Consider the following 21,471-nt stretch of genomic DNA (forward strand, 5'->3'; position numbering starts at 1 on the left):
ATGCCGGAGCCCGAAAAACCATGATCTCGTTTATCCTGCGCCGTTTGGCGAGCGCCGTGCCGACTTTGTTTATCGTCGTCACGATTTCGTTTTTCCTGATGCGTTTCGCGCCGGGTGGTCCGTTCAATCTTGAACGTCCCCTGCCGCCGCAGACGATGGAAAACCTGATGAGAACCTATCATCTGGATGAGCCATTATGGCGCCAGTATCTCATCTACCTCCGCAATGCCGTCACCGGCGATTTCGGTCCGAGCTACATCTACAAGGACAATACCGTCGCCCAGCTGATCGGCAAAGGTCTGCCGTATTCGCTGGAACTCGGCAGTTATGCGCTGTTGCTGGCGCTGGTGGGCGGTGTTCTTGCCGGCACCCTGGCCGCGCTCCGGCAGAACAGTGCCTTCGATTTCTCGCTCATGTCGATTTCAACTGTTGGCATCACCGTGCCGAACTTCGTTGTTGCGCCCGTACTCACGCTCGTCTTCGCCGTGATACTCGGACTTCTGCCCGCAGGCAGCTGGGGTGATGGATCGCTCAGATATCTCATTCTTCCGATGATCGCGCTCGCCTTGCCGCAGCTTGCGGTTATCGCGCGCCTGACACGCGGCGCCATGATCGAAGCCCTGCGGATGGACCATATCCGCACCGCCAAGGCTTATGGTCTTCCCGCGCGCAGCGTGGTCGTGCTGCACGCCATGCGCGCTGCGATGCTGCCCGTCGTTTCTTATCTCGCGCCCTGTGCCGCCGCTCTCCTCACGGGTTCGGCGGTCATCGAGACGATCTTCACGATCCCCGGTGTCGGGCGCTACTTCGTTCTTGGCGCCATCAATCGAGACTATACGCTAGTGATGGGAACCGTTGTTCTCGTCGCCATTTTCGTCATCGTTTTCAATCTCCTGGTCGATATTCTCTACGGCCTGCTTGATCCGAGGGTCAGACATGACTGATATCCCCGGCACTGTTGCCCATCAACCGATGGTGAAAAGCCGAAGCCTGTTCCAGCTCGCGGCCCTGCGTTTCAGACGAAACAAGGCGGCCATGGCGGGTTCGATCATGCTCCTGCTGATCACGCTTTTCTCCTTCATCGGTCCGAACTTCCTCACCCACACCTATGATCAGGTGTTTTCGTCCTATGTCTCCGTGGCGCCCAGCCTTGAGCCGCGCCCTGACGTAAACAACCTTCAGGGTGTGATGGAGGGCGTTGCCGGCCGGGCGCGCGTGGAGCTGAAGGAATTTTCCGTTGAAGGGCAGACCTTCACGGCGACCATCACCTCCAGCAGCGCAATCGACCCGCGCGCGACCCGCTATTTCGACCGCGCCAATGAATTTGAGAACACCAAGGTCGTGGCCACCGAAGACGAGGGTCAAACGCTGAAGCTGGAAGGCGACGTCAACCGCGAATACTTCTTCTTCGGCACGGATTCGAACGGTCGCGACATGCTGGCCCGGGTGATGCTGGGTGGGCAGATCTCGATCGCCGTCGGCATTCTGGCCAGCCTTGTTTCGCTGGGGATCGGCGTCCTTTACGGCGCAACGGCTGGATATATCGGCGGGCGTGTCGACAATGTGATGATGCGTTTCGTCGAAATCCTCTATTCGCTGCCCTTCGTCTTTCTGGTTGTCGTTCTCGTGGTGTTCCTCGGCCGCAGCTTCATCCTGATCTTCCTGGTCATCGGTGCGGTGGAATGGCTTGATATGGCGCGTATCGTCCGTGGCCAGACGCTTGCCCTGAAGCGACGGGAATTTGTGGGCGCCGCCCAGGCGTTGGGTTTGAGCGACTGGCAGATCATCCGCCGTCACATCATTCCCAATACGATCGGGCCCGTTGTCGTGTTCGTCACGGTCGTCGTCCCCAAAGTCATTCTTCTGGAAAGCTTCCTCTCCTTCCTCGGCCTTGGCGTGCAAGCGCCGCTGACGAGCTGGGGGGCGCTGATTTCCGAAGGTGCCAACAATATCCAGTCGGCCCCGTGGCTCCTGATATTTCCGGCGATCTTCTTCGTGCTGACCCTGTTCTCACTCAATTTTGTGGGCGACGGGTTGCGTGATGCACTCGATCCCAAGGATCGTTGACATGAATACGACATCTGAAACCATCCTCACCGTCCGCGACATCAAGGTTGAATTCACCACGCCCGATGGCACCGTGAATGCCGTCAAGGGCATCGATCTTGACGTCAAACAGGGCGAAACGCTTGCCGTCGTCGGCGAATCCGGTTCCGGCAAAAGCCAGACCATGATGGGCATCATGGGACTGCTGGCATCAAACGGCATAATTCAGGGCTCGGCAAAATATCGTGGACGCGAGCTGATCGGTCTGCCGGTCAACGAACTGAACGATATCCGCGGTGCGAAAATCACCATGATTTTCCAGGAACCGATGACCTCGCTCGATCCTCTTTACCGGATCGGCGCGCAAATCGCCGAACCGATCATCCACCACAGGGGTGGCAGCAAAAGGCAAGCGCGTGCACGCGTTCTCGAACTCCTGAAGCTCGTTGGAATTCCTGAGCCGGAACGGCGTATAGACAGCTACCCGCATGAGCTTTCCGGCGGTCAGCGCCAGCGCGTGATGATCGCCATGGCGCTCGCGAACGAGCCGGACATTCTGATTGCCGATGAACCGACCACTGCGCTCGACGTGACTATACAGGCGCAGATCCTCGACCTTCTGAAGTCGTTGCAACAACGCTTCGGTATGGCCGTCGTCCTGATCACACACGATCTCGGCGTGGTCCGTCATTTCGCCAATCGCGTTGCTGTCATGCGCCGCGGCGAAATCGTTGAGACCGGCACGACGGAAGATATCTTCGAGCGCCCGCAGGCGGACTACACCAAGATGCTTCTCGATGCAGAACCCAGCGGGCACAAGCCAGCAGTCGGCAGCGAGGCACCCGTCGTTCTCTCCGGCAAGAATGTGACGATCGATTATAAAATTCCGGGTGGCTTCCTGTCGAAGTCCAGCAAATTCCGGGCCGTCGACAGCGTCAATGTCAACCTTCACCAGGGACAGACCATCGGCATTGTCGGTGAATCCGGATCCGGCAAGTCCACGCTCGGTCGTGCGCTTCTGCGTCTCATCGTTTCGGAAGGCCGCATTTTCTTCGGCGAAACGGAGATCACCGGCCTTGACCGAAAGGCCATGCGGCCGTTGCGGCGGCATTTGCAGCTTGTGTTTCAGGATCCCTATGGCTCGCTTTCGCCCAGGCAGACGGTGGGTGAGATCATCACCGAAGGCCTGTTCGTGCATGAGCAACAGCTCAGCCGGGCGGAGCGGGACAAGCGGGCAATCGAAGCGCTGAAAGAAGTCGGTCTCGATCCCGCTGCCCGCAATCGCTACCCTCACGAGTTTTCAGGCGGACAACGTCAGCGTATCGCCATTGCCCGCGCGATCATCCTCAAGCCCGAGGTCGTCATCCTCGATGAACCGACATCGGCGCTGGACCGGTCCGTTCAAGGACAGGTTATCGATCTTCTGCGCGAGCTGCAGAAGACGCACGGCCTTTCCTACATCTTCATCAGCCACGACCTTTCGGTTATCAAGGCGATTTCGGATTACGTCATCGTCATGAGAAACGGAAAAATCGTGGAGGAGGGAGAGACGGACGCCATATTCAACAGGCCGACGGCTGACTATACCAAAACACTCATCAAATCCGCGTTTTCGGCGGAAGTGGCGTAATAGATTGTCGCCCGATCTTACCGGGCGGCCTCATTCTTCAGCGACGGCGGGGAATTTCCATACGCGCGTAGCCCCGCCGCCGCCTAGAGAATGTTGCCGATGCAGACATATTTGAGTTCGGTATATTCCTCGATACCGTGGCGGGAACCTTCGCGCCCCAGACCTGACATCTTGACGCCGCCAAAGGGGGCCTCGGCGGTGGAGATAGCCCCCGTATTGACGCCGACCATGCCATATTCAAGCGCCTCGGCGACCCTGAATACACGGGAAAGATCACGCGCATAAAAATAGGATGCGAGACCGAAATCGGTATTGTTGGCCTGCGCGATCACATCCTCTTCGTCTTCGAAACGGAAAAGCGGGGCGAGCGGCCCGAATGTCTCCTCACGCGCGACCTGCATGTCGGCGGTCACGTTGCGCAGGATCGTCGGCTCGAAAAAATTGCCGCCGAGCGCATGCCTGCTGCCGCCCGAGGCAATTTGCGCGCCTTTTGAGAGCGCATCGGCGATATGGGCCTCGACTTTGGCAACGGCGTTACCATCGATGAGCGGGCCCAGAATGCTTCCCTCTTCCAACCCGTTACCGACCTTCAGCCCCGATACCGCCCGCGCAAATTTTTCAGCAAAGGCATCATAAACACCGCTCTGCACATAAAGTCGGTTGGCGCAGACGCAGGTCTGGCCGTTGTTGCGGAACTTGGCAATCAGCGCCCCTTCGACAGCCGCGTCGAGATCGGCATCATCAAATACGATGAAGGGCGCATTGCCGCCGAGTTCCAGTCCGAGTTTCTTGATCGTCGGCGCGCATTGCCGGTAAAGATGTTCTCCCGTGCGTGTCGAGCCGGTGAAGGTCAGAAGACGAATATCCGGGCTTGAGGTCAGCACGCCGCCGATTTCTGCGGCAGGCCCCGTCACGATGCTGAAAAGTTCGGGCGGCAGGCCCGCGCGCTCGGCGAGAATGGCGAGGGCGATGGCCGAAAACGGCGTCTGCGGTGCGGGTTTCAGCACCACCGCGCAGCCGGCAGCGAGCGCCGGGCCGATCTTGCGGGTAATCATGGCATTGGGGAAATTCCACGGCGTGATGGCCGCGACGACGCCGACCGGCTGGCGCAGAACGAGGATGCGCTTGTCGGCCTGATGACCGGGGACCGTCTCACCATTGATACGGCGCGCCTCTTCGGCAAACCACTCGATGAAGCTTGCCCCATAGGCGATTTCGCCTTTGGCTTCCGCGAGCGGTTTTCCCTGTTCCAGCGTCAGGATCAAGCCGAGATCGTCACGGTTTTCCATGACGAGCCGGTGCCACGCCTTCAGGATCGTCGCACGCTCGCCGGCTGTGCGGCGCGCCCATGCTTTCTGGGCAAGCACGGCAGCAGTGATAGCCGCCTGCGTTTCCGTTGCGCCAAGTTCGGGAACTTGTCCGACGATTTCCCCCGTCGCGGGATTGCGGATCGTCGCCGTCCCGCGGCTATCGCAACCGATCCAGCGGCCGGCCACGGGCACTTTCTCACAGAAGAGCGTAGGGTCATTCAGATGCATGGAGCTGATCTTTCAACAGAAAACCTGGGCTGACGCCGGGTCGAAGGCCAGATGAACGAGGTCGCCCCGGTTGAGACCGGAAATCGCTTCGTGGCCGAAGGGCAGTCGCACGGCAAGCGGTTCGCCCGAGCCGGTACGGGCCACCACATGGACATTGTTGCCAAGGAAGGTGATGTCGCTGACCGTGGCCTGAAAACCGGCGGAAGCAACCGGTCTGCTGCGGCTGAGCTGCAGGCGTTCCGGACGCAGCATCAGTGCCGCTTTCTTGCCCGGTGCGGCCTCACCATGCATGGGAATATGATCAAAGACGATATCGCGGCCCAGCGACACCGTGGCCTTGCCGCCGGATGCCGCGAGGAGATCGCAGGCGATGAAATCGCTGTCACCGATGAATTCAGCCACAAAACGGGTGGTCGGGTGGGCGTAAAGTTCCGGCCCCGTGCCGATCTGATCGATAACCCCTTTCGAAAATACAGCGATCCGGTCAGAAAGACGCAAGGCTTCTTCCTGATCATGGGTGACGTAGAGGATCGTCACTTCCGTCTGCTGGTGGATGCGGCGGATTTCGAACTGGATTTCTTCGCGCAGCTTCTTGTCGAGCGCCGACAGCGGCTCATCCATCAGAAGCACCGGCGGATCATAAGCAAGCGCACGCGCCAGCGCCACGCGCTGCTGCTGGCCACCGGACATTTGTGCAGGCTTTCTGTCCTCGAAACCTTCGAGGCGGACGAGACGTAGCATCTCCTTCACCTTGGCATCGATGTCCGCCTTGCTCTTGCGGCGAACCTTCAGCGGGAAGGCGATATTCTCGCCGACCGACAGATGCGGAAACAGGGTGTAACGCTGGAAGACCATGCCGATATTGCGCTTGTGCGATGGCGTCGACAGCAGGCTCTCGCCGTTCAGCAGGATATCCCCCGCCGTCGGCTGCTCGAAGCCGGCAAGGATGTATAGCGTGGTGCTCTTGCCCGAACCGGATGGACCGAGAAAGGTCATGAACTCGCCCGGCTGAACGTCGAGATTGACATCCTGAACGGCGACGACCGGTCCGTATTGCTTGCGGATTCCGCGAATTTGCAGGAGCGGTTTAGTCATGTTTTCAGTCCTTTTCGCACAGCCGCAACAAGCAGCATGAGAATGATGGTCACCGCGATGAGAAGCGTGGAGGCGGCGGCGATGACGGGCGTCAGATCCTGACGCAGCGTCGCCCAGATTTTCACCGGCAGCGTCTGCAATGTCGGGCTTGCCATGAAGATAGCCAGCACCACCTCATCCCAGGAGGTGAGGAAGGAAAAGATGGCCGCCGAAAACAGCCCGTGGCTGATGGCGGGAAGCGTGATGCGGATTTTTGCCTGCAACGGGCTCGCGCCGCACAGCACTGCCGCATCCTCGATCGACTTGTCGAAACCCTCGAGCGCGCCGGTCAGCGCCAGAATGGAGAAAGGCAGTGCGACGACGAGATGGGCGATGACAAAGCCGGTCGTGGTGCCGGCAAGGCCGAGCTTCAGGAAAAAGGCGTATAGCGCCACCGCAAGCACCACGACGGGCAGGATCATCGGCGTCATGAACAGCGCGCGCAACGTGCCGCGCCCGAGGAAACGTCCGCGTACCAGCCCGAAGGAAGCCACGAGACCGATCAGCACGGAGAGTACCGTGACCATCAACGCAATGCGCAGGCTCGTCCAGGCGGCCTCCAGCCATCTGGGATCGGCGAAGAAATCCACATACCATTTCAGCGTCCAGCCGGGCGGCGGAAAGATCAGCCATTGCGACGAGCCGAAGGACAAAGCGGCGATGAAAACGATCGGGAGGATCAGAAATGCCGACGTCAGCACGGTGATAAGAAGGAGCAGCCATTTCCACAGGCCGAGACTGTTATAGTTCAAAAGCATCTCAGCGCCCCCCTGCCCCGGCTGCGCCGAAAAATTTCAGCTGCACCGCATAAAGAGCCAGAGTGACCACCAGAAGGACGAAGGCGGCGGCCCCGCCCATGCCCCAATTTACCAGTGACTGCACGAATTGGGCGATGAGTTCGGCCAGCATCATGTTCGCCGTGCCGCCGAGCAACGCCGGGGTGACGAAATAACCGAGCGACATCACGAAGACCATCAGCGCACCGGCCATCATGCCGGGTGCGGCAAGCGGAATGAGAACGCGCGTCAGTGCCTGCCAGCGGCTGGCGCCGCACAGAGACGCTGCCTGCAGAATGGCCGGGTCGATCTTGCGGATCACGCCATAGAGCGGAATGATGATGAAAGGCAGCATGATATAGGTCATGCCGATCGTCACGCCGGTGAGATTGTTGACCAGTGCCAGCGGCTTATCAATGATGCCAAGGCCCATCAGCGTCTTGTTGACCACGCCTGTTCGCTGCAACAGCACCATCCAGGCATAGGTGCGGGCCAGAAGATTGGTCCACATCGACAGAAGCAGGATGGCAAAAACGATGGAGGCAAGCCGCGAGGGCATGATGGCAAGCGCCCAGGCGACCGGGAAACCGATTGCCAGCGACACGACCGTCACCAGTGCCGACACCGCGAAAGTATTGAAGAAAATCTTCAGATAGGTGGAGCTGCCCAGGAGTTCGGCATAGTTGCCGAGGCCGAGGACGGGTTCGGTCACGCTACGCGACAGCAGGATGAGGACAGGAACGACAAAGAACAGGATGAGGAGACCAAGCGCCGGCAAGGTGGCGGCAAAATTACCGGCCCGGAAGGGCATGCCCACCTTCGGCCTGGGTCTGACTGTTTCATCGGTAAGCGAGACCATGTCCAAACCTCCCGGACGTGAAAATTGCGCGGGCGCCCGTGGCAGCCCGCGCCGTTATCTTATTTCGCCTGCCAGGCGTACCAGCGCTCGCCGATTTCATCGCGATGCTGTGCCCAGTAGTTCATGTCGGCATTGACCTGGCTTTCCGTCTGCTGGTCCGGCAGAGATTTGGCGATTTTCGCATCCATCAGCTTGGCGGATTCGATATTAACAGGCGCATAACCCGTCGCTGTCGCCATATCTGCCTGCGCCTGTGCGGACGTCGCCAAGGCGATGAACTTCATCGCCGCATCCTTGTTCTTCGTTCCCTTCGGGACAACGAGCGAATCCGCCGCAGTGATATTCTGCGCCCAGGATGTCTCCACCTTGACGCCGCTCTGCTCGAGAGCGGTCATGCGGCCGTTCCAGACGCTGCCGAAGGGTGCTTCGGCGGACGCAATCAACTGCTGCGACTGCGCGCCGCCGGACCACCAGATGATATCGGATTTGATCGTGTCGAGCTTCTTGAAAGCACGGTCGAGATCAAGCGGATAAAGCTTGTCGGCCGTAACGCCGTCGGCCAGAAGCGCTGCCTCGATCACGCCCGGCGCCGACCACTTGTAAAAGGTACGCTTGCCCGGAAATTTAGCCGTATCGAAGAGATCGGCCCAGCTCTTGGGGCAGGCAGCAACTGAATCGACATTGCAGCCGATGACGAAGGAATAATAGAAGCTGCCGACAGAATAATCCGTCACGAAACGAGGGTCGAGCTTCGTTTTGTCGATGACGCTGAAATCCAGCTTTTCAAGCAGACCCTTGGGGCCGGCCTGCGCGGCATAGTCGCCTTCGACATCGACCACATCCCATGTCACGCCGTTGGCCTCGACCATGGCTTTCAGCTTGCCATAGTCGGTCGGACCGTCCTGCAAAACGTTGATGCCGGTCTCCACCATGAATTTCTCAGCCCAGGCCGCTTTCTGGGCGTCCTGCGTGGTTCCCCCCCAGCTGGAAAAGACCAGGTCATTCGCCTGAGCGGCTGTGCCGAGGGCGAAAAGTGCTGCGCATGTCGACAATACCAGTTTCGATCTCATGTTCCCTTACTCCGTTTAGAGTTTGTTGTTGGCATGCACGTCTTTGCCGGTACTTTTTCACATCAACGGTGAAAACCGCGCCGGCTTCATGATCTTGTTTTCCGCGACTTCGATGAGATCACGGATTTTCGGCAGGAAGGATAACCAGCGCGGATCGGCCATCAGCCGCGCGCGCCGTTCATCGCGGTCGTCAAGACTTGAAAACGCCCAGATATGGACGATCTCGTTGATGGGGCCGATCTCGGAAAAGAAGTAACCCACCAACTCGCCGAGATGGCTCTTCTGGATTTCGATGCCCTCGTCCTCGACGACCTTGAGATAGGCCGGGATGGCGCCGTTCTTCAGCCGATAGGTGCGGATCTCGTAAAACATCGGCTCACCGCATCACGAAAGGATCGGGGATCGGATCGTCGGATGTTCTGAGCCAGATGGTCTTGGTGCGCGTGTAATCGAGCGCTGCCGCAAGCCCGCCCTCACGGCCGTCTCCCGAAAGGCCGAAGCCGCCAAAGGGCGCAATCGGCGAAACCGCGCGATAGGTATTCACCCAGACGATGCCCGCGCGGATTGCCTTCATCAGACGATGGGCCCGTGTCAGGTTCTGCGTGAAGACGCCGGAGGCAAGGCCATAGACGGTGTCATTGGCAAGCGAAATGGCTTCCGCTTCGGTTTCGAAGGAAACAACCGAAAGGACCGGGCCGAAAAACTCCTTTTCCATCGAGGGGGATCGAATGCCGTCACAATCGAGAATGGTCGGCCGATAGAAATAACCTTCACTCTCCACAGGCGCGCCGCCCGTCACCACCTTCGCGCCGGCATCTACCGAGGCAGAAACCAGCGAGATGATGTGCTTCCTCTGACGCTCCGTTGCAAGCGGCCCCACTTCCGTCGCCATATCCAAAGGCGAACCGATGCGGATCGCCTCGGCCTTTGCCGCCAGAATCTGGAGAAAACGGTCCTTGACGGTTTTTTCGATTATCAACCGCGAACCGGCAACGCAGCTTTGGCCGGTCGCTGCGAAGATACCTGCCACCTGGGCGTTTGCCGCACTTTCGAGATCGGCATCGGCAAAAACGAGGATCGGCGATTTGCCGCCGAGTTCCAGCGATGTGGAGGCAAGATTTTCGGCCGAGTTGCGGACGATATGACGCGCCGTTTCCGGGCCGCCGGTGAAGGCGATATGGGCGACCTTCGGATGCGTGGTGAGGGCGTTGCCGCATGAGGCGCCGAAACCGGTAACAACGTTGATGACACCGGCGGGAAAACCAGCCTCATGCACCAGCCGGGCAAATTCCAGAAGCGGTGCCGGGCCATCTTCCGATGCCTTGACGACGATAGTGCAGCCGGCGGCCAGCGCCGGACCGATCTTCACGGCGGCAAGGAAAAGCTGGCTGTTCCACGGCACGATTGCCGCGACAACGCCGACCGGTTCGCGCCGCAGCCAGACATCCATGTCCGGCTTGTCGATCGGCAGGTAGGCGCCTTCGATCTTGTCGGCCAGACCCGCATAATAGCGATAATAGTCGGCGACATAGGCAATCTGCGCCGACGTTTCGCGGATGATCTTGCCGGTATCGCGGGTTTCGAGTTCGGCGAGCGTCTTCGCATTTTCCGCAACCAGATCGGCCAGCCGGTAAAGCAGCTTGCCGCGCTGCGTCACCGTCAGTTTCGACCAGGCGGCATCCTCGTAAAGCGCCCGGTGCGCGGCCGCGACCGCCCGGCCGATATCCGCCTCACGGCTTTCCGGCATTTCGGCCCACGGCTGGCCGGTTGCTGGATCGAGGCTGGAAAAGCTGGCCTCACCATCCTCGAAACATCCGTCGATATAGCACTGAAAACGGCGCATCATCTTACTCCGCAAAAGCCGGCATGACATCGGACAGGAAACGCTCCAGCGACGCTTTCTTGCGCTCGAAGCTCATGCCCGTATCGATCCAGAAGGAATATTCGTCATAACCCATGGCCTCGTAGGCCTTGAGCCGGGCAATGACCTCATCGGCATCGCCGACGACATTGTTCTTGCGCATGACATCGCCGGAAAGCATGGCGTTTCCGGCGATATCCTCTGGCGCAATACGCTCGATCAGACCCTGATGGACCGGCTTCTCGTTTTTGAACCAGGCGAAGAAGTAATTGTAATAAACGCTCATCTCATGGGCGGCCTGCGCAATATCGGCTTCGTCGGAACCGACATAGGTATGGCGCAGCAGCATGATTTTCGGGCGCTGTTTTTCCGGGTTCTTGGCGCAGGCATCGTTGAAGCGACCCATCAGGGTTTCCACCTCGTCGTCGCCCTGCCACAGCGGCGTCACCTGCACATTGCAATCATTGGCGACGGCGAATTCGTGGGAATTCGGATCGCGCGCCGCCACCCAGATCGGCGGAAAGGGTTGCTGCAACGGCTTGGGGGCGGAAGTCGTGGCCGGAAATTTGAAGAACTCGCCGTCATGGGCGTAATCGCCCGCCCACACGCCCTTGATGGCGGGGATCAATTCGCGCATGCGTTGGCCGGCGCCCCAGGCATCGAGGCCGGGAAGCAGCCGCTCATACTCGAACGAATAAGCACCGCGGGCAATGCCGATATCGAGACGGCCATCACAGATGAGATCCGTCATCGCCGCTTCGCCGGCAAGCTTGATCGGATGCCAGAAAGGCGCGATGACAGTGCCGGTGCCGAGACGCGCCGTTTTCGTGCGGCGCGCGAGATCGGCTATCGTCACGAAGGGGTTGGGCGCAATGGTGAAATCCATGCCGTGATGCTCGCCGGTCCAGATGGCATGCATGCCGCCGCGATCGGCGATTTCGCAAAGGGTGACGAATTCCTCATAGAGGGTCTTGTGATCCTGCGAGGCGTCCAGCCGCTCCATATGAACGAAGAGGGAAAATTTCATGGGTTTACCGCCTTCATGGAAATGGGATGGACCTTGCCGGCGATCTCGTTACCGACATAGACGCCGAAATTGCCGATGGAGCTTTCCAGCGCGAATCGATTGACGATATCCGCCGTTGCGCCGGAGTCGAATTTTACGGAACCGAGCGCGCCGGGCGACAGGAAGCGGCCCTGACGCGGTGCATCATCGCCCTCGGCAAGTGCGTGGTAAACGATATGCTGGCGTCCATCCGCCTTGTTTTCATAAACGGAGTAGAGAAAACCCGTCCTGACGGAGAGGCCCGTCAGTTCCTCAAGCCGCGACGTCAGCGCAGCAACCGGATCGCCACCCGCGACGACGCAGCCGGGCAGCGACAGAACATCATCCCCGACAAGGTAAATCTCGCCACGCCGTTCGAGAACCGCGCCGACGACAATTTCACCCTCAGCCGCTGCTGACACCGCCTTGGCGGCCAGCATCGGCGTGAAATATCCGCCGCGCGCATAACCGAGACCATTCAGGCCGCTATTGTCGAAAGCATCGATACGGCCGAGCAGGATGACATGGTCACCCGCCTCGATAACCTCCTGCATGGTGCATTCGAACCAGGCTGCGACTTCAGCAAAGACGGGCGAACCCTGCGGCGCATCCGACCATTCGGCGGCAGCAAAACGATCCTCCACCGGGCGCGCGAAGGTATTGGACAGGTCCTTCTGGCTTTCCGACAAAACGTTGACGGCGAAGTTCTTCGCACCGGTCATCGTCGCGAAATTGCGCGAGGTGCGTGCGAGGCAGATCAAGAGCAGCGGCGGATCGAGCGATACCGAAGTGAAGGAATTTGCGGTGAAGCCCACGGGCTTTCCCGCATCATCCCGCGTGGTCACGATCGTTACTCCCGTCACGAAAGCGCCAAAGGCGTCGCGCAGGGCGCGCGGGTCAAGCGTTGCAACAGTCATTGCGGCTCCTCCTCAATAGCCAGCCATTCGGCCATCAATGCATTGACAGTTTCAGGTGCGGTCAGATTGACCATATGCCGGTGCGCCTCGACGATACGAGCGTAACCGCGCGGCGTGATCGCCGCCATCTGCTGGGCCATCAGCGGCGTCGAATTCGGATCGTCAGAGCCGGTCAGAAACAGCGCCGGGCAGGTGACCGACGGCCAGCGATCGGCATAAGTCTCGTCACCACCAGCAAAGGCCGTATAGGCAACCGCGTAACCTTCCGGATCGACCATTTCCAGCCAGCCGCGTGTCAGTTCCCGCGCATGCTGGCTCTTGGCGTCATCGCCGAACCAGCGCAGCAGTGGGCCTTGCTTGTCGACGCCTTCGGTGCGGATGGCCGCAGCCCGCGCAAGCACCGCCGCCTTCGCCGCGGGATCACGGCGATAGACACCATTCAGGTAACCGACGCGCGCGACACGATCACCAAAGCTCGCAGCGGCACCGCCGGAAATCAGCGCTCCCATGGAATGGCCGGCGACATTGGTGCGGGTGATCCGCATATCGTCCAGAAAACGGCCGAACCAGCCGACAAAATCCGTAAGCGTGCTGCCCGCAGGCAACCGTTCGCTGCCGCCATGACCAGGCATATCGACCGCGATGACACGGTGCGTGCGGGAAAAGACGTCGATCTGCGGCTCCCAGGCTTCAAGCCGCATGCCGACGCCGTGGATGAGGATCAGCTCTTCGCCGGCACCGGCTTCGAAATAGGCCGCCCCACCCTCGGTCATCTTGCGAGGGAGCGCGGCAGCACCTGCCTTTGCAACATTGACCCTTGAGGTGGTGGCAGCCTCGTGCATTGATGTCACCCTCAAACGCCGGCCGGGTTGGCAACGTCCTGACCGAGATCCTGCAGATCCTGGTAACGGTCGCCAATACGGTGATGGGGCCGGCCGCCAACGGAAGCACCGAGCGCCACGACGATCTCGTCTGCGGCCGGGGCATCGGGAATGGCGGTCTGGATGGTCAGATAATGCGAGCGGCGGCCCTCGTCGTTCTTGTCCATCAGCGGGATCATGATCGGTGCATTGCCCGGACCACGGGTGTTGCAGAAGGCGAGGTAAGACTTGGCGCCCACCGCCTGACGATAGTGATTACCGAAGCGCAGCGTGTGAATGAGCGCGGAGGCATGTTCGATTTCGCCGTCCAGCCCGACAACCGCCGCCTTGCCATAGGCCTCCACGGCCTCGCCAGAGCCAACGGCATCAAGGATCATCTTCGTAAGCAGCTCCCCGAGCACCGGCGCACCGGCATGGATTTCCGGCTTCAGGTTTTCCACGAAACCTTTTCCCGCCCAGGGATTTTTCACCACCGCAATCGCGCTGAACAGCTTCAGAGGCGTTGCGGCAACCTTGCCTCCCTCAATCAACGTCGTTTCGACCTGCAGCAGGGTCTTGCGGATCTGGATGGACATGGGCGTTTTCTCCGTAAATATGATGTCTTATGGTATGCCATAATATATAGCTGTCAAGTACCGCATGACTTTTCGTCAAAAAGTCGAAAATCATCAAATTTAACAGCGATTTATGGCTTAGAATTCCGCGATGCTTCCGTCATAGGCCAGCTCATATAGCCTCGTCATTTCGGCAACTGTGGGCTCTCGCGGGTTGTTGGCCGGCGTGCCGGAAGCGAGGCCCTGCCGCACCATTTCCGGCACAAGTTCGAGATAGCGGCTCCTGTCGATACCGAACTCTTGTGGGGTCGGCACCTTCAGCCGCCTGTTCAGGCTGAGGAATGCCTCCACCAGCTTCGCACCGGAGACCTGATCACTATCTGTCGCGGCGGCACAGCCGAGCGCCCGCGCGGCCGCAGCATAATGCGGAAGAGCGGAATTCAGCGAAAACTGCGTGACGAGCGGCAGCACCATCGCATTCGACATGCCGTGCGGCACATGGAAAAACGCGCCGACGGGACGGCTGAGGCCATGGATCAGTGCGGTCGACGTATTGGAGACGGCAAGCCCGGCATGGGTCGCGCCCAGCATCATCGCTTCACGCGCATCCCGGTCATCAGGGTTATCAGCCACTTTTTCAAGATTGGCGCCGATCAGCTTCAGGGCGGAAAGCGCCAGCGCCTCGGAATGGGCGTTACCATTGCGGTTGACCAGCGCCTCCAGCGCATGGGTCAGCGCATCGATGCCGGTATCGACCGTGACACGGTAAGGACATGTCAGCGTCAGCTCATAATCGATGATGGCCGCGACCGGCAAAGCGGCGGTGCCGAGGATCAGCATTTTTTCGCTGGCGGCCGTGTCGGTGACGACGGCGGCGCGGGTCACTTCCGAACCGGTGCCGGCCGTCGTCGGAATGGCAATCACCGGCATGACGGCGAAATCCACGATCCGCGGCACCTTCAGGGCCCGCAAATCCTCCCCGCTCGTTGCAACGATGGCGCCCGCCTTGGCCGTATCCATGGCGCTGCCGCCACCGAGTGCGACGAGACTGTCATGGCCGCCATCGGCAATACGTTTCACCAGGGTGGCGATGGATATATCCGTCGGGTCTTCAACGACGTCCGAGAACACGCCCGCTTCGATGCCTTCCTCGGCCAGCGCCTGCAAAAGCGCATCGGCATGGCCGAGCTTCTGCATCACGGGATCGCAGACGAGCAGCGGGCGATGGACGCCAAGCGATTTTACCACGGCGGGTAATCGAAATCGGCTGCCGCCGCCGATAAGCATTTCGCGAGGCATCAGGACACGGTTTATCATTGCGGTTCTCCGCCACTATCATTCTGCGTTGTTCGGAATGGCCGAAGCAGAGTCATGAACCTGCTCCGGCATGCATGGGCCTAGTGGGCCAGAATTTTCGAAAGGAACGAGCGGGCTCTTTCCGTCTTCGGATCGGTGAAGAAACTGTCGCCCTCACCGATCTCGACGATCTCGCCGCCATCCATGAAGACGATGCGGTCCGCCACCTTGCGGGCAAAACCCATTTCATGCGTCACCACCATCATCGTCATGCCCTCCTGGGCGAGCGAGACCATGACGTCGAGGACCTCGTTGATCATTTCAGGATCGAGCGCCGATGTCGGCTCATCGAACAGCATGGCGACCGGGTCCATCGCCAGCGCGCGGGCAATGGCGACGCGCTGCTGCTGCCCGCCCGACAATTGGCCGGGATATTTTCTGGCATGCGCCGTCAGCCCCACCCTCTCCAGCAGCGCATTAGCCTTGGCCAGCGCTTCCGCCGGTGAGCGGCCCAGAACCTTCTCCTGCCCGATGCAGAGATTTTCGAGGATCGTCATATGCGGAAAAAGCTCGAAATGCTGGAACACCATGCCCACCCTGGAGCGCAGTTTCGGCATATCGGTCTTCGGGTTGGTCACTTCCACCCCATTGACCGTGATGACGCCGTTGCCGATCGTCTCAAGCGCATTGACGCATTTGATCAGCGTCGACTTGCCTGAGCCGGACGGCCCGCAAATGACGACGACTTCGCCCTTGGCGACATTGAGGCTGCAATTGGTCAGAACCTGAAAATGCGGCCCATACCATTTATTGACGGATTGCAGTTCGATCATGCTGGTTGTTTGCGACATCGGACCGCTCCTTAATGTATGTCAGTCGACATGGGGCCATAGGCCTTGCCGAAGCGCTTCTCGATCCGGCGCTGAATGAGTTCCCACGCGGTCGTCATGGCGAGGTAATAAAGCGCCGCGACCGTGAACAACTCCAGCACGAGGAACTTTTCCTGAATAAGCACCTGCGTGCGGCGCAGAAGCTCCTCCATGGAAATGATCGAAGCGATCGAGGTCGTTTTCAAAACGCCATTCACAGAGTTGCCAAGCGGCGGAATGATGATGCGGAAGGCCTGCGGGGCGACGATGTAGCGCATCACCTGCGCCTCCGTCATGCCGATGGCGCGGGCCGCATTGATCTGGCCTTTCGGAACGGCGGCAATGCCCGCCCGGACGATTTCAGAAAGATAGGCAGCCTCACAGAGCGACAGGCCGATCAGGGTGGATTGCAGAACGGTGAGCTTGATGCCCATCTGCGGCAGGCCGGTATAGATGATGATGAGCTGCACCAGAAGCGGCGTGCCGCGAAAGATCCAGGTGTAGAAATAGGCCGGACCGGACAGGAATCGGTATTTCGACATGCGCATGACAGCAATGACGAAGCCCAAAGCAAGACCCGCCGTCATGGCGAAGACCGTGAGGCCGAGCGTCACCAGCGCGCCCTCGAACAGATAATAATTCGTCAGATATTCGAAGAAACCTTCCCAGTTCCAACCCTTCACGTCTTTCTCCAATTCATGCGGGAACGGTCGCGGCGGGAGCTTTCCCGCCACGATGACAGTTCAGAGGGATGAAACTCAGCCTTCCGGGCCGAGAACGGCGAGGTCGCCGGGCGCCATGCTGACGCCGTAACCGCCCATCAGCTTTTCGAGAGAACCATCGGCCCTCATCTCTTTCAGGGCGGCGGAAACGGCGTCGGCCACGTCCTTGCTGCCGAAGGAGAGCGAACCGGGCGTGGGATACATGCCCGAAAGCGCGTGGGTGAATTCGCCGCGATCCTGATATTGCTTGGCAACGGGATCGATGGAGACGGCCGCCTGCACCTGGCCGGCGCGCAGCGCCTGATAGACGGTCGCATAATTGTCGAACAGGTTGATCGTCATCGGCGCGAGACCGCGCTTCTTGAAGTCCTCGTTCAGTTCCTTGATCTTGCGCTCGGCATAACCGCCGATGTCGGTGCTGACAGCCTTACCGGCGAGATCATCGACCTTGGTGATGGGATCGGAAGCCCCGACAGCTGTTGAAATGCTGATGGCGAGATTTTCATAGGGTATCATGAACAGGATCTTGCGCCGTTCCGCCGTGACGAACAGGCCGGCATTGATCATGTCCCAGCGGCCGCCCTGCAGGCCCGGCACCATGGTGGCATATTCCGTGCTGATATATTCCGGCTTCAGGCACAGACGCTTGGCAATCTCATAACCGAGTTCAATACGAAGACCCTTCAGGACACCCTGCTGATCGGCATAGGCCATGGGCGGCAGGGTCGGGCTGGTGGCCATGACGAGATGACCGGGCTTGATGAGATGGTCGTCGGATATTTTCGGCGTGCAATCCTGCGCGACTGCGGCACCGGCGAAAAGAGTGACTGCGGCACCGGCCAAGAGGGTTTTGGCGCGCACGGCTATGCATTTCCGGGAAATCGGATTCCAGTTCATATTAAGCTCCGCTCTTTATATTATTGATTATGGCATACCATCACACCAAACGGTTTACCCTGTCAAGAAGCGGCTAATTATTTTTCTAAATTATTGAAAAACAACGATAAAGCAAATAAGCACACCTATGCGGCTCCCGGCAGGGGAGCCACGAGGATGGATCGATTTCAGCCGAAAAATCCGTCAGTCGGCGGTTTTTTGCGCCGTCAGGACGGCTTCGGCAATGGCACAGGCGCTGGTCACATGATCGAGTGCGGCCTTGTAGGCGGCGTCACCGTCACCCTTTCGGATAGCCTCAACGATCTTTTCCATCTGCGCCGGACCGTCGGTATCGCGGCTTTTCGTCTTGATCGTCATGGAGCGCAGATGGTTGATCCGCACCGTCAGCAAATTGACGACGCCCCAGGCGACATGCCGGTCGATCTTGCTGAACAGCGTCTGGTAAAAGGACGAGGTATGCGTGAGCACGCCCGGCATATCCTTGGCGACATAACTTTCGCGGATGTGCCTGAGCGAAACCTCGAGCGCCTCGACAATGGCGGGGTCGCGGCGTTCGGCGCAAAGGCGCGCCGCCATTCCTTCCAGCGCACCACGGATTTCGTAGATCTGCTTGGCCTCGTCGAGATCGAGCAGCGCAACCATCGGGCCTTTGTTCGGCAGGTTCGCCACCAGCCCTTCGGATTCCAGATGCCGCAGGACTTCCCGCACGATGGTGCGGGAAACACCAAGCTGGGCGCAGAGATCGCGCTCCACCAGACGGTCGCCCGGGCGGAAATAACCATTCACGATCGCATCCCGCACCTTGTCGAGCGCGAGTTCCCTCAGCGTCTTCGTCGGACGCTCAACGCGAATGGCAGTTCCCTGCAAAGCACCGGTCATGGTATCACCTCGTTTGGCACATTCCGCTTCGGCTCGCCGCACGCCGAAGCAGGTTCTGGCTCTTTATATTATGGCGTACCAACTTATTTAGCCGCGCATCATCTTCATGGCAACAGCCAAGGCGCGACGGGCAACCTGTCCTTCTCCGAAACGCCTCATCCCATCCTTTCCGATGCATAGGAGCCGGGACTGGGCGGAAACACCACCGTTCGGCTGCCGTTCAAAAAGACGCGCCGATGAATATGGGCGTGGATGGCACGCGCCAGCACCTGCGCCTCCACGTCACGACCAAGCGAGACATAATCCTCGGCCGATTGTGCATGGGTGATGCGCACGATATCCTGCTCGATGATCGGCCCTTCATCCAGATCGGCCGTCACATAATGCGCTGTCGCGCCGATCAGCTTCACACCGCGTTGATAGGCCTGCTTGTAGGGGTTGGCGCCCTTGAAGGACGGCAGGAAGGAGTGGTGGATATTGATGATCTTGCCCGACATCGCCTCGCACATCCTGTCGGAAAGCACCTGCATATAGCGCGCGAGAACGACGAGTTCCGTGCCGGTGCTTTCAGCGATCTCCATGATACGGGCTTCGGCCTGCGGTTTGTTCTCCTTCGTTACCGGAATGTGGTGAAAGGGAATATCGTGATTGACGACGACCTTCTGGTAATCGAAATGGTTGGAGACGACGCCGACGATGTCGATCGGCAAGGCACCGATACGCCAACGGTAAAGCAGGTCATTAAGGCAATGGCCGAAACGCGAGACCATCAGCAGAACCTTCATCCGCTCGGACTGATCATGCAGCGCCACCTCCATGCCGAATGTCTTCGAGATTGGCGCGAGCCCCGCCATCAGCTCATCCCGCGTCGCACCTTCCTCGGAGATGAAACCAACCCGCATGAAAAAGCGACCGGTGCCGAGATCATCGAACTGCGAACTGTCGACGATGTTGCAGCCTTTTTCCGCCAGAAGGCCTGAAAGAGCTGCGACGATGCCACGGGTGGATTTGCATGTTACGGTGAGGACGAAATTCGTCATCTGGCGCCTCTCTGTCATCGATATGGGAAAAACCCGCGCGGTTTGACGCGCGCGGGAAAAGCCGCAAGGGCGGCGGGGAAAACCGGGCTCAGACGTCGAGCGTGGTCTGATGCTCCCAGGCGGTGAACTGCGCGCAATAGCTGTTCCACTCCCCCTGCTTGAGCTTCAGATAGGCCTTCGAGAATTCCATGCCGAGCGCCTGCTGCAACTCCGCATCCTTCTCATATTCGCGCAGCGCATCGAGAAGATTGAGCGGCAGCTTCGGCGCATCGGTGACGGTATGGCCTTCACGATACATGTCGATATCGTAGTGCGGGCCGGGATCGGCCTTGGAGCGAACGCCGGAGAGACCGGCGGCGATGATGATGGCCTGCAGCAGATAGGGGTTCACCGCACCATCCGGCAGGCGCAGTTCGAAACGCCCCGGACCCGGCACGCGCACCATATGGGTGCGGTTATTGCCGGTCCATGTCACCGTATTCGGCGCCCAGGTGGCGCCGGAAATGGTGCGCGGCGCGTTGATGCGCTTGTAGGAATTGACTGTCGGATTGGTGACCGCCGCGAGCGCTGAAGCGTGTTTCATGATGCCACCCAAAAAGGTCTTGCCTTTAGCCGAGAGGCCGAAGGGCATTTCCTTGTCGGCGAAGGCGTTGACCTTGCCGTCCATATCCCAGACCGAGATATGGGCATGGCAGCCGTTGCCGGTCAGCCCCTTGAACGGCTTCGGCATGAAGGTGGCGCGCAGCCCGTGTTTTTCGGCAACCGACTTGACCATGAATTTGAAGAAGGAATGTTTGTCGGCAGTCTGGAGCGCGTCATCATATTCCCAGTTCATCTCGAACTGGCCATTCGCGTCCTCATGGTCGTTCTGGTAGGGCTTCCAGCCAAGCTCCAGCATGTAATCGCAAATCTCGGCGATGACGTCATAACGGCGCATGACGGCCTGCTGGTCGTAGCAGGGCTTTTCCGCCGTGTCGTATTCGTCGGAGATTTTCGCACCATCAGGCGAAATCAGGAAAAATTCCGGCTCGACGCCTGTCTTGACCCTGAGCCCCTCGCCCGCCGCTTCCGCGATGAGTTTTTTCAGCATCACGCGCGGTGCCTGCTCCACCGGCTGGTCTTCCATGACGCAATCGGCAGCGACCCAGGCGACGTCCTTTTTCCAAGGAAGCTGGATGACCGAGGAGGCGTCCGGCACGGCGAAAAGATCGGGATGGGCAGGCGTCAGATCAAACCATGTGGCGAAACCGGCAAAACCCGCGCCGCCCTTCTGCATATCGGCGATCGCTTCCGCCGGCACCAGCTTGGCGCGCTGGCCGCCGAAGAGATCGGTATAGCTGATCATGAAATATTTGATGCCCTTTTCGGCAGCAAATTTGGAGAGGTCCAGTGTCACGTCATTCCCCTTTTTTTGGTATCAGACACTTCTTTGAAAAAAGACGGGCACATCCTCCCAA

21 protein-coding genes are annotated in these 21,471 nt (G+C 59.4%); 3 read left to right on the forward strand and 18 right to left on the reverse strand.

The window, feature by feature from the left end; translation table 11 throughout:
* Positions 1-20: 20 nt before the first annotated feature.
* The 3 genes from oppB to NYR50_RS17165 are packed head-to-tail and all read left to right on the forward strand — an operon-like array spanning position 21 to position 3,676.
* Positions 21-944 carry an oligopeptide ABC transporter permease OppB gene (gene oppB, locus NYR50_RS17155; protein WP_006316000.1) on the forward strand — a complete coding sequence of 308 codons (924 nt, stop codon included), beginning with the start codon at positions 21-23 and terminating at the stop codon, positions 942-944.
* Entirely contained in the window at positions 937-2,067 is a 1,131-nt protein-coding gene (locus NYR50_RS17160) for an ABC transporter permease (RefSeq protein ID WP_418137682.1), read from the forward strand. The genes oppB and NYR50_RS17160 overlap by 8 nt, the downstream gene beginning before the upstream one ends.
* Before the next feature lies 1 nt (position 2,068).
* A complete protein-coding gene (locus tag NYR50_RS17165) occupies positions 2,069-3,676 on the forward strand; it encodes an ABC transporter ATP-binding protein (RefSeq protein WP_174011455.1) in 1,608 nt (535 codons plus the stop codon).
* 83 nt (positions 3,677-3,759) lie between these two features.
* Here the strand turns inward: NYR50_RS17165 and NYR50_RS17170 are convergent, their stop codons facing one another.
* The 18 genes from NYR50_RS17170 to glnT all read right to left on the reverse strand — a co-directional run bounded on the left by NYR50_RS17170 (position 3,760) and on the right by glnT (position 21,410).
* A complete protein-coding gene (locus NYR50_RS17170) occupies positions 3,760-5,214 on the reverse strand; it encodes an NAD-dependent succinate-semialdehyde dehydrogenase (protein WP_174011452.1) in 1,455 nt (484 codons plus the stop codon).
* Between the two features lie 12 nt (positions 5,215-5,226).
* On the reverse strand, positions 5,227-6,309 hold the full coding sequence (locus tag NYR50_RS17175; RefSeq protein WP_174011449.1) for an ABC transporter ATP-binding protein: 1,083 nt from the start codon (positions 6,307-6,309) through the stop codon (positions 5,227-5,229).
* The gene (locus NYR50_RS17180; protein WP_174011447.1) at positions 6,306-7,106 is read right to left on the reverse strand and encodes an ABC transporter permease; all 801 of its coding nucleotides are present in this window, start codon (positions 7,104-7,106) and stop codon (positions 6,306-6,308) included. Before NYR50_RS17180 ends, NYR50_RS17175 begins: the two co-directional genes overlap by 4 nt.
* A 1-nt stretch (position 7,107) precedes the next feature.
* Positions 7,108-7,983 carry an ABC transporter permease gene (locus NYR50_RS17185; protein ID WP_174011444.1) on the reverse strand — a complete coding sequence of 292 codons (876 nt, stop codon included), beginning with the start codon at positions 7,981-7,983 and terminating at the stop codon, positions 7,108-7,110.
* A gap of 59 nt (positions 7,984-8,042) precedes the next feature.
* Entirely contained in the window at positions 8,043-9,053 is a 1,011-nt protein-coding gene (locus NYR50_RS17190) for an ABC transporter substrate-binding protein (RefSeq protein ID WP_174011441.1), read from the reverse strand.
* Positions 9,054-9,110: 57 nt separating this feature from the next.
* Positions 9,111-9,425 (reverse strand): NIPSNAP family protein, encoded by a 315-nt coding sequence (locus NYR50_RS17195; protein ID WP_174011438.1) that lies wholly within the window; start codon positions 9,423-9,425, stop codon positions 9,111-9,113.
* Positions 9,426-9,429: 4 nt separating this feature from the next.
* Complete coding sequence (locus NYR50_RS17200; protein WP_174011434.1) at positions 9,430-10,896, reverse strand: aldehyde dehydrogenase; 1,467 nt, start codon at positions 10,894-10,896, stop codon at positions 9,430-9,432.
* Between the two features lie 4 nt (positions 10,897-10,900).
* Positions 10,901-11,941, reverse strand: coding sequence for an LLM class flavin-dependent oxidoreductase (locus tag NYR50_RS17205; RefSeq protein ID WP_121691659.1), 1,041 nt, complete (start codon positions 11,939-11,941; stop codon positions 10,901-10,903).
* Complete coding sequence (locus NYR50_RS17210) at positions 11,938-12,876, reverse strand: flavin reductase family protein (RefSeq protein WP_418137683.1); 939 nt, start codon at positions 12,874-12,876, stop codon at positions 11,938-11,940. Before NYR50_RS17210 ends, NYR50_RS17205 begins: the two co-directional genes overlap by 4 nt.
* Entirely contained in the window at positions 12,873-13,718 is an 846-nt protein-coding gene (locus NYR50_RS17215) for an alpha/beta fold hydrolase (protein ID WP_418137684.1), read from the reverse strand. The genes NYR50_RS17210 and NYR50_RS17215 overlap by 4 nt, the downstream gene beginning before the upstream one ends.
* 11 nt (positions 13,719-13,729) lie before the next feature.
* Positions 13,730-14,332 carry an amino acid synthesis family protein gene (locus tag NYR50_RS17220; RefSeq protein WP_418137685.1) on the reverse strand — a complete coding sequence of 201 codons (603 nt, stop codon included), beginning with the start codon at positions 14,330-14,332 and terminating at the stop codon, positions 13,730-13,732.
* Positions 14,333-14,449: 117 nt separating this feature from the next.
* Positions 14,450-15,628, reverse strand: a complete 1,179-nt coding sequence (locus NYR50_RS17225) for an iron-containing alcohol dehydrogenase (protein WP_174011422.1) — start codon at positions 15,626-15,628, stop codon at positions 14,450-14,452.
* Between the two features lie 80 nt (positions 15,629-15,708).
* The gene (locus NYR50_RS17230; RefSeq protein ID WP_121692108.1) at positions 15,709-16,440 is read right to left on the reverse strand and encodes an amino acid ABC transporter ATP-binding protein; all 732 of its coding nucleotides are present in this window, start codon (positions 16,438-16,440) and stop codon (positions 15,709-15,711) included.
* Between the two features lie 29 nt (positions 16,441-16,469).
* Entirely contained in the window at positions 16,470-17,159 is a 690-nt protein-coding gene (locus NYR50_RS17235) for an amino acid ABC transporter permease (protein ID WP_006316017.1), read from the reverse strand.
* A 75-nt stretch (positions 17,160-17,234) separates the two neighbouring features.
* Complete coding sequence (locus NYR50_RS17240) at positions 17,235-18,095, reverse strand: ABC transporter substrate-binding protein (protein WP_174011419.1); 861 nt, start codon at positions 18,093-18,095, stop codon at positions 17,235-17,237.
* A gap of 183 nt (positions 18,096-18,278) precedes the next feature.
* Positions 18,279-18,974: a GntR family transcriptional regulator gene (locus tag NYR50_RS17245; RefSeq protein WP_174011416.1), complete on the reverse strand. Its 696-nt coding sequence runs from the start codon at positions 18,972-18,974 to the stop codon at positions 18,279-18,281.
* 155 nt (positions 18,975-19,129) lie between these two features.
* The gene (gene purU / locus NYR50_RS17250; RefSeq protein WP_418137686.1) at positions 19,130-20,014 is read right to left on the reverse strand and encodes a formyltetrahydrofolate deformylase; all 885 of its coding nucleotides are present in this window, start codon (positions 20,012-20,014) and stop codon (positions 19,130-19,132) included.
* Positions 20,015-20,102: 88 nt separating this feature from the next.
* A complete protein-coding gene (gene glnT / locus NYR50_RS17255; RefSeq protein ID WP_010973663.1) occupies positions 20,103-21,410 on the reverse strand; it encodes a type III glutamate--ammonia ligase in 1,308 nt (435 codons plus the stop codon).
* Between the last annotated feature and the right edge of the window lie 61 nt (positions 21,411-21,471).

This window comes from Agrobacterium sp. El2ro-1b (assembly GCF_048298475.1).
Lineage (GTDB): Bacteria > Pseudomonadota > Alphaproteobacteria > Rhizobiales > Rhizobiaceae > Agrobacterium > Agrobacterium fabrum.

Bases quoted from the DNA above. Each gene is read 5' to 3' on its own strand.
- NYR50_RS17225 (WP_174011422.1), bottom strand. From the start codon at position 15,628: ATGATAAACCGTGTCCTGATGCCTCGCGAAATGCTTATCGGCGGCGGC.
- NYR50_RS17195 (WP_174011438.1), bottom strand. From the start codon at position 9,425: ATGTTTTACGAGATCCGCACCTATCGGCTGAAGAACGGCGCCATCCCG.
- NYR50_RS17240 (WP_174011419.1), bottom strand. From the start codon at position 18,095: ATGAACTGGAATCCGATTTCCCGGAAATGCATAGCCGTGCGCGCCAAA.
- NYR50_RS17180 (WP_174011447.1), bottom strand. From the start codon at position 7,106: ATGCTTTTGAACTATAACAGTCTCGGCCTGTGGAAATGGCTGCTCCTT.
- NYR50_RS17245 (WP_174011416.1), bottom strand. From the start codon at position 18,974: ATGACCGGTGCTTTGCAGGGAACTGCCATTCGCGTTGAGCGTCCGACG.
- NYR50_RS17165 (WP_174011455.1), top strand. From the start codon at position 2,069: ATGAATACGACATCTGAAACCATCCTCACCGTCCGCGACATCAAGGTT.
- NYR50_RS17190 (WP_174011441.1), bottom strand. From the start codon at position 9,053: ATGAGATCGAAACTGGTATTGTCGACATGCGCAGCACTTTTCGCCCTC.
- NYR50_RS17200 (WP_174011434.1), bottom strand. From the start codon at position 10,896: ATGCGCCGTTTTCAGTGCTATATCGACGGATGTTTCGAGGATGGTGAG.
- NYR50_RS17170 (WP_174011452.1), bottom strand. From the start codon at position 5,214: ATGCATCTGAATGACCCTACGCTCTTCTGTGAGAAAGTGCCCGTGGCC.
- NYR50_RS17205 (WP_121691659.1), bottom strand. From the start codon at position 11,941: ATGAAATTTTCCCTCTTCGTTCATATGGAGCGGCTGGACGCCTCGCAG.
- oppB (WP_006316000.1), top strand. From the start codon at position 21: ATGATCTCGTTTATCCTGCGCCGTTTGGCGAGCGCCGTGCCGACTTTG.
- NYR50_RS17160 (WP_418137682.1), top strand. From the start codon at position 937: ATGACTGATATCCCCGGCACTGTTGCCCATCAACCGATGGTGAAAAGC.
- NYR50_RS17215 (WP_418137684.1), bottom strand. From the start codon at position 13,718: ATGCACGAGGCTGCCACCACCTCAAGGGTCAATGTTGCAAAGGCAGGT.
- NYR50_RS17210 (WP_418137683.1), bottom strand. From the start codon at position 12,876: ATGACTGTTGCAACGCTTGACCCGCGCGCCCTGCGCGACGCCTTTGGC.
- purU (WP_418137686.1), bottom strand. From the start codon at position 20,014: ATGACGAATTTCGTCCTCACCGTAACATGCAAATCCACCCGTGGCATC.
- NYR50_RS17185 (WP_174011444.1), bottom strand. From the start codon at position 7,983: ATGGTCTCGCTTACCGATGAAACAGTCAGACCCAGGCCGAAGGTGGGC.
- NYR50_RS17230 (WP_121692108.1), bottom strand. From the start codon at position 16,440: ATGATCGAACTGCAATCCGTCAATAAATGGTATGGGCCGCATTTTCAG.
- NYR50_RS17220 (WP_418137685.1), bottom strand. From the start codon at position 14,332: ATGTCCATCCAGATCCGCAAGACCCTGCTGCAGGTCGAAACGACGTTG.
- NYR50_RS17175 (WP_174011449.1), bottom strand. From the start codon at position 6,309: ATGACTAAACCGCTCCTGCAAATTCGCGGAATCCGCAAGCAATACGGA.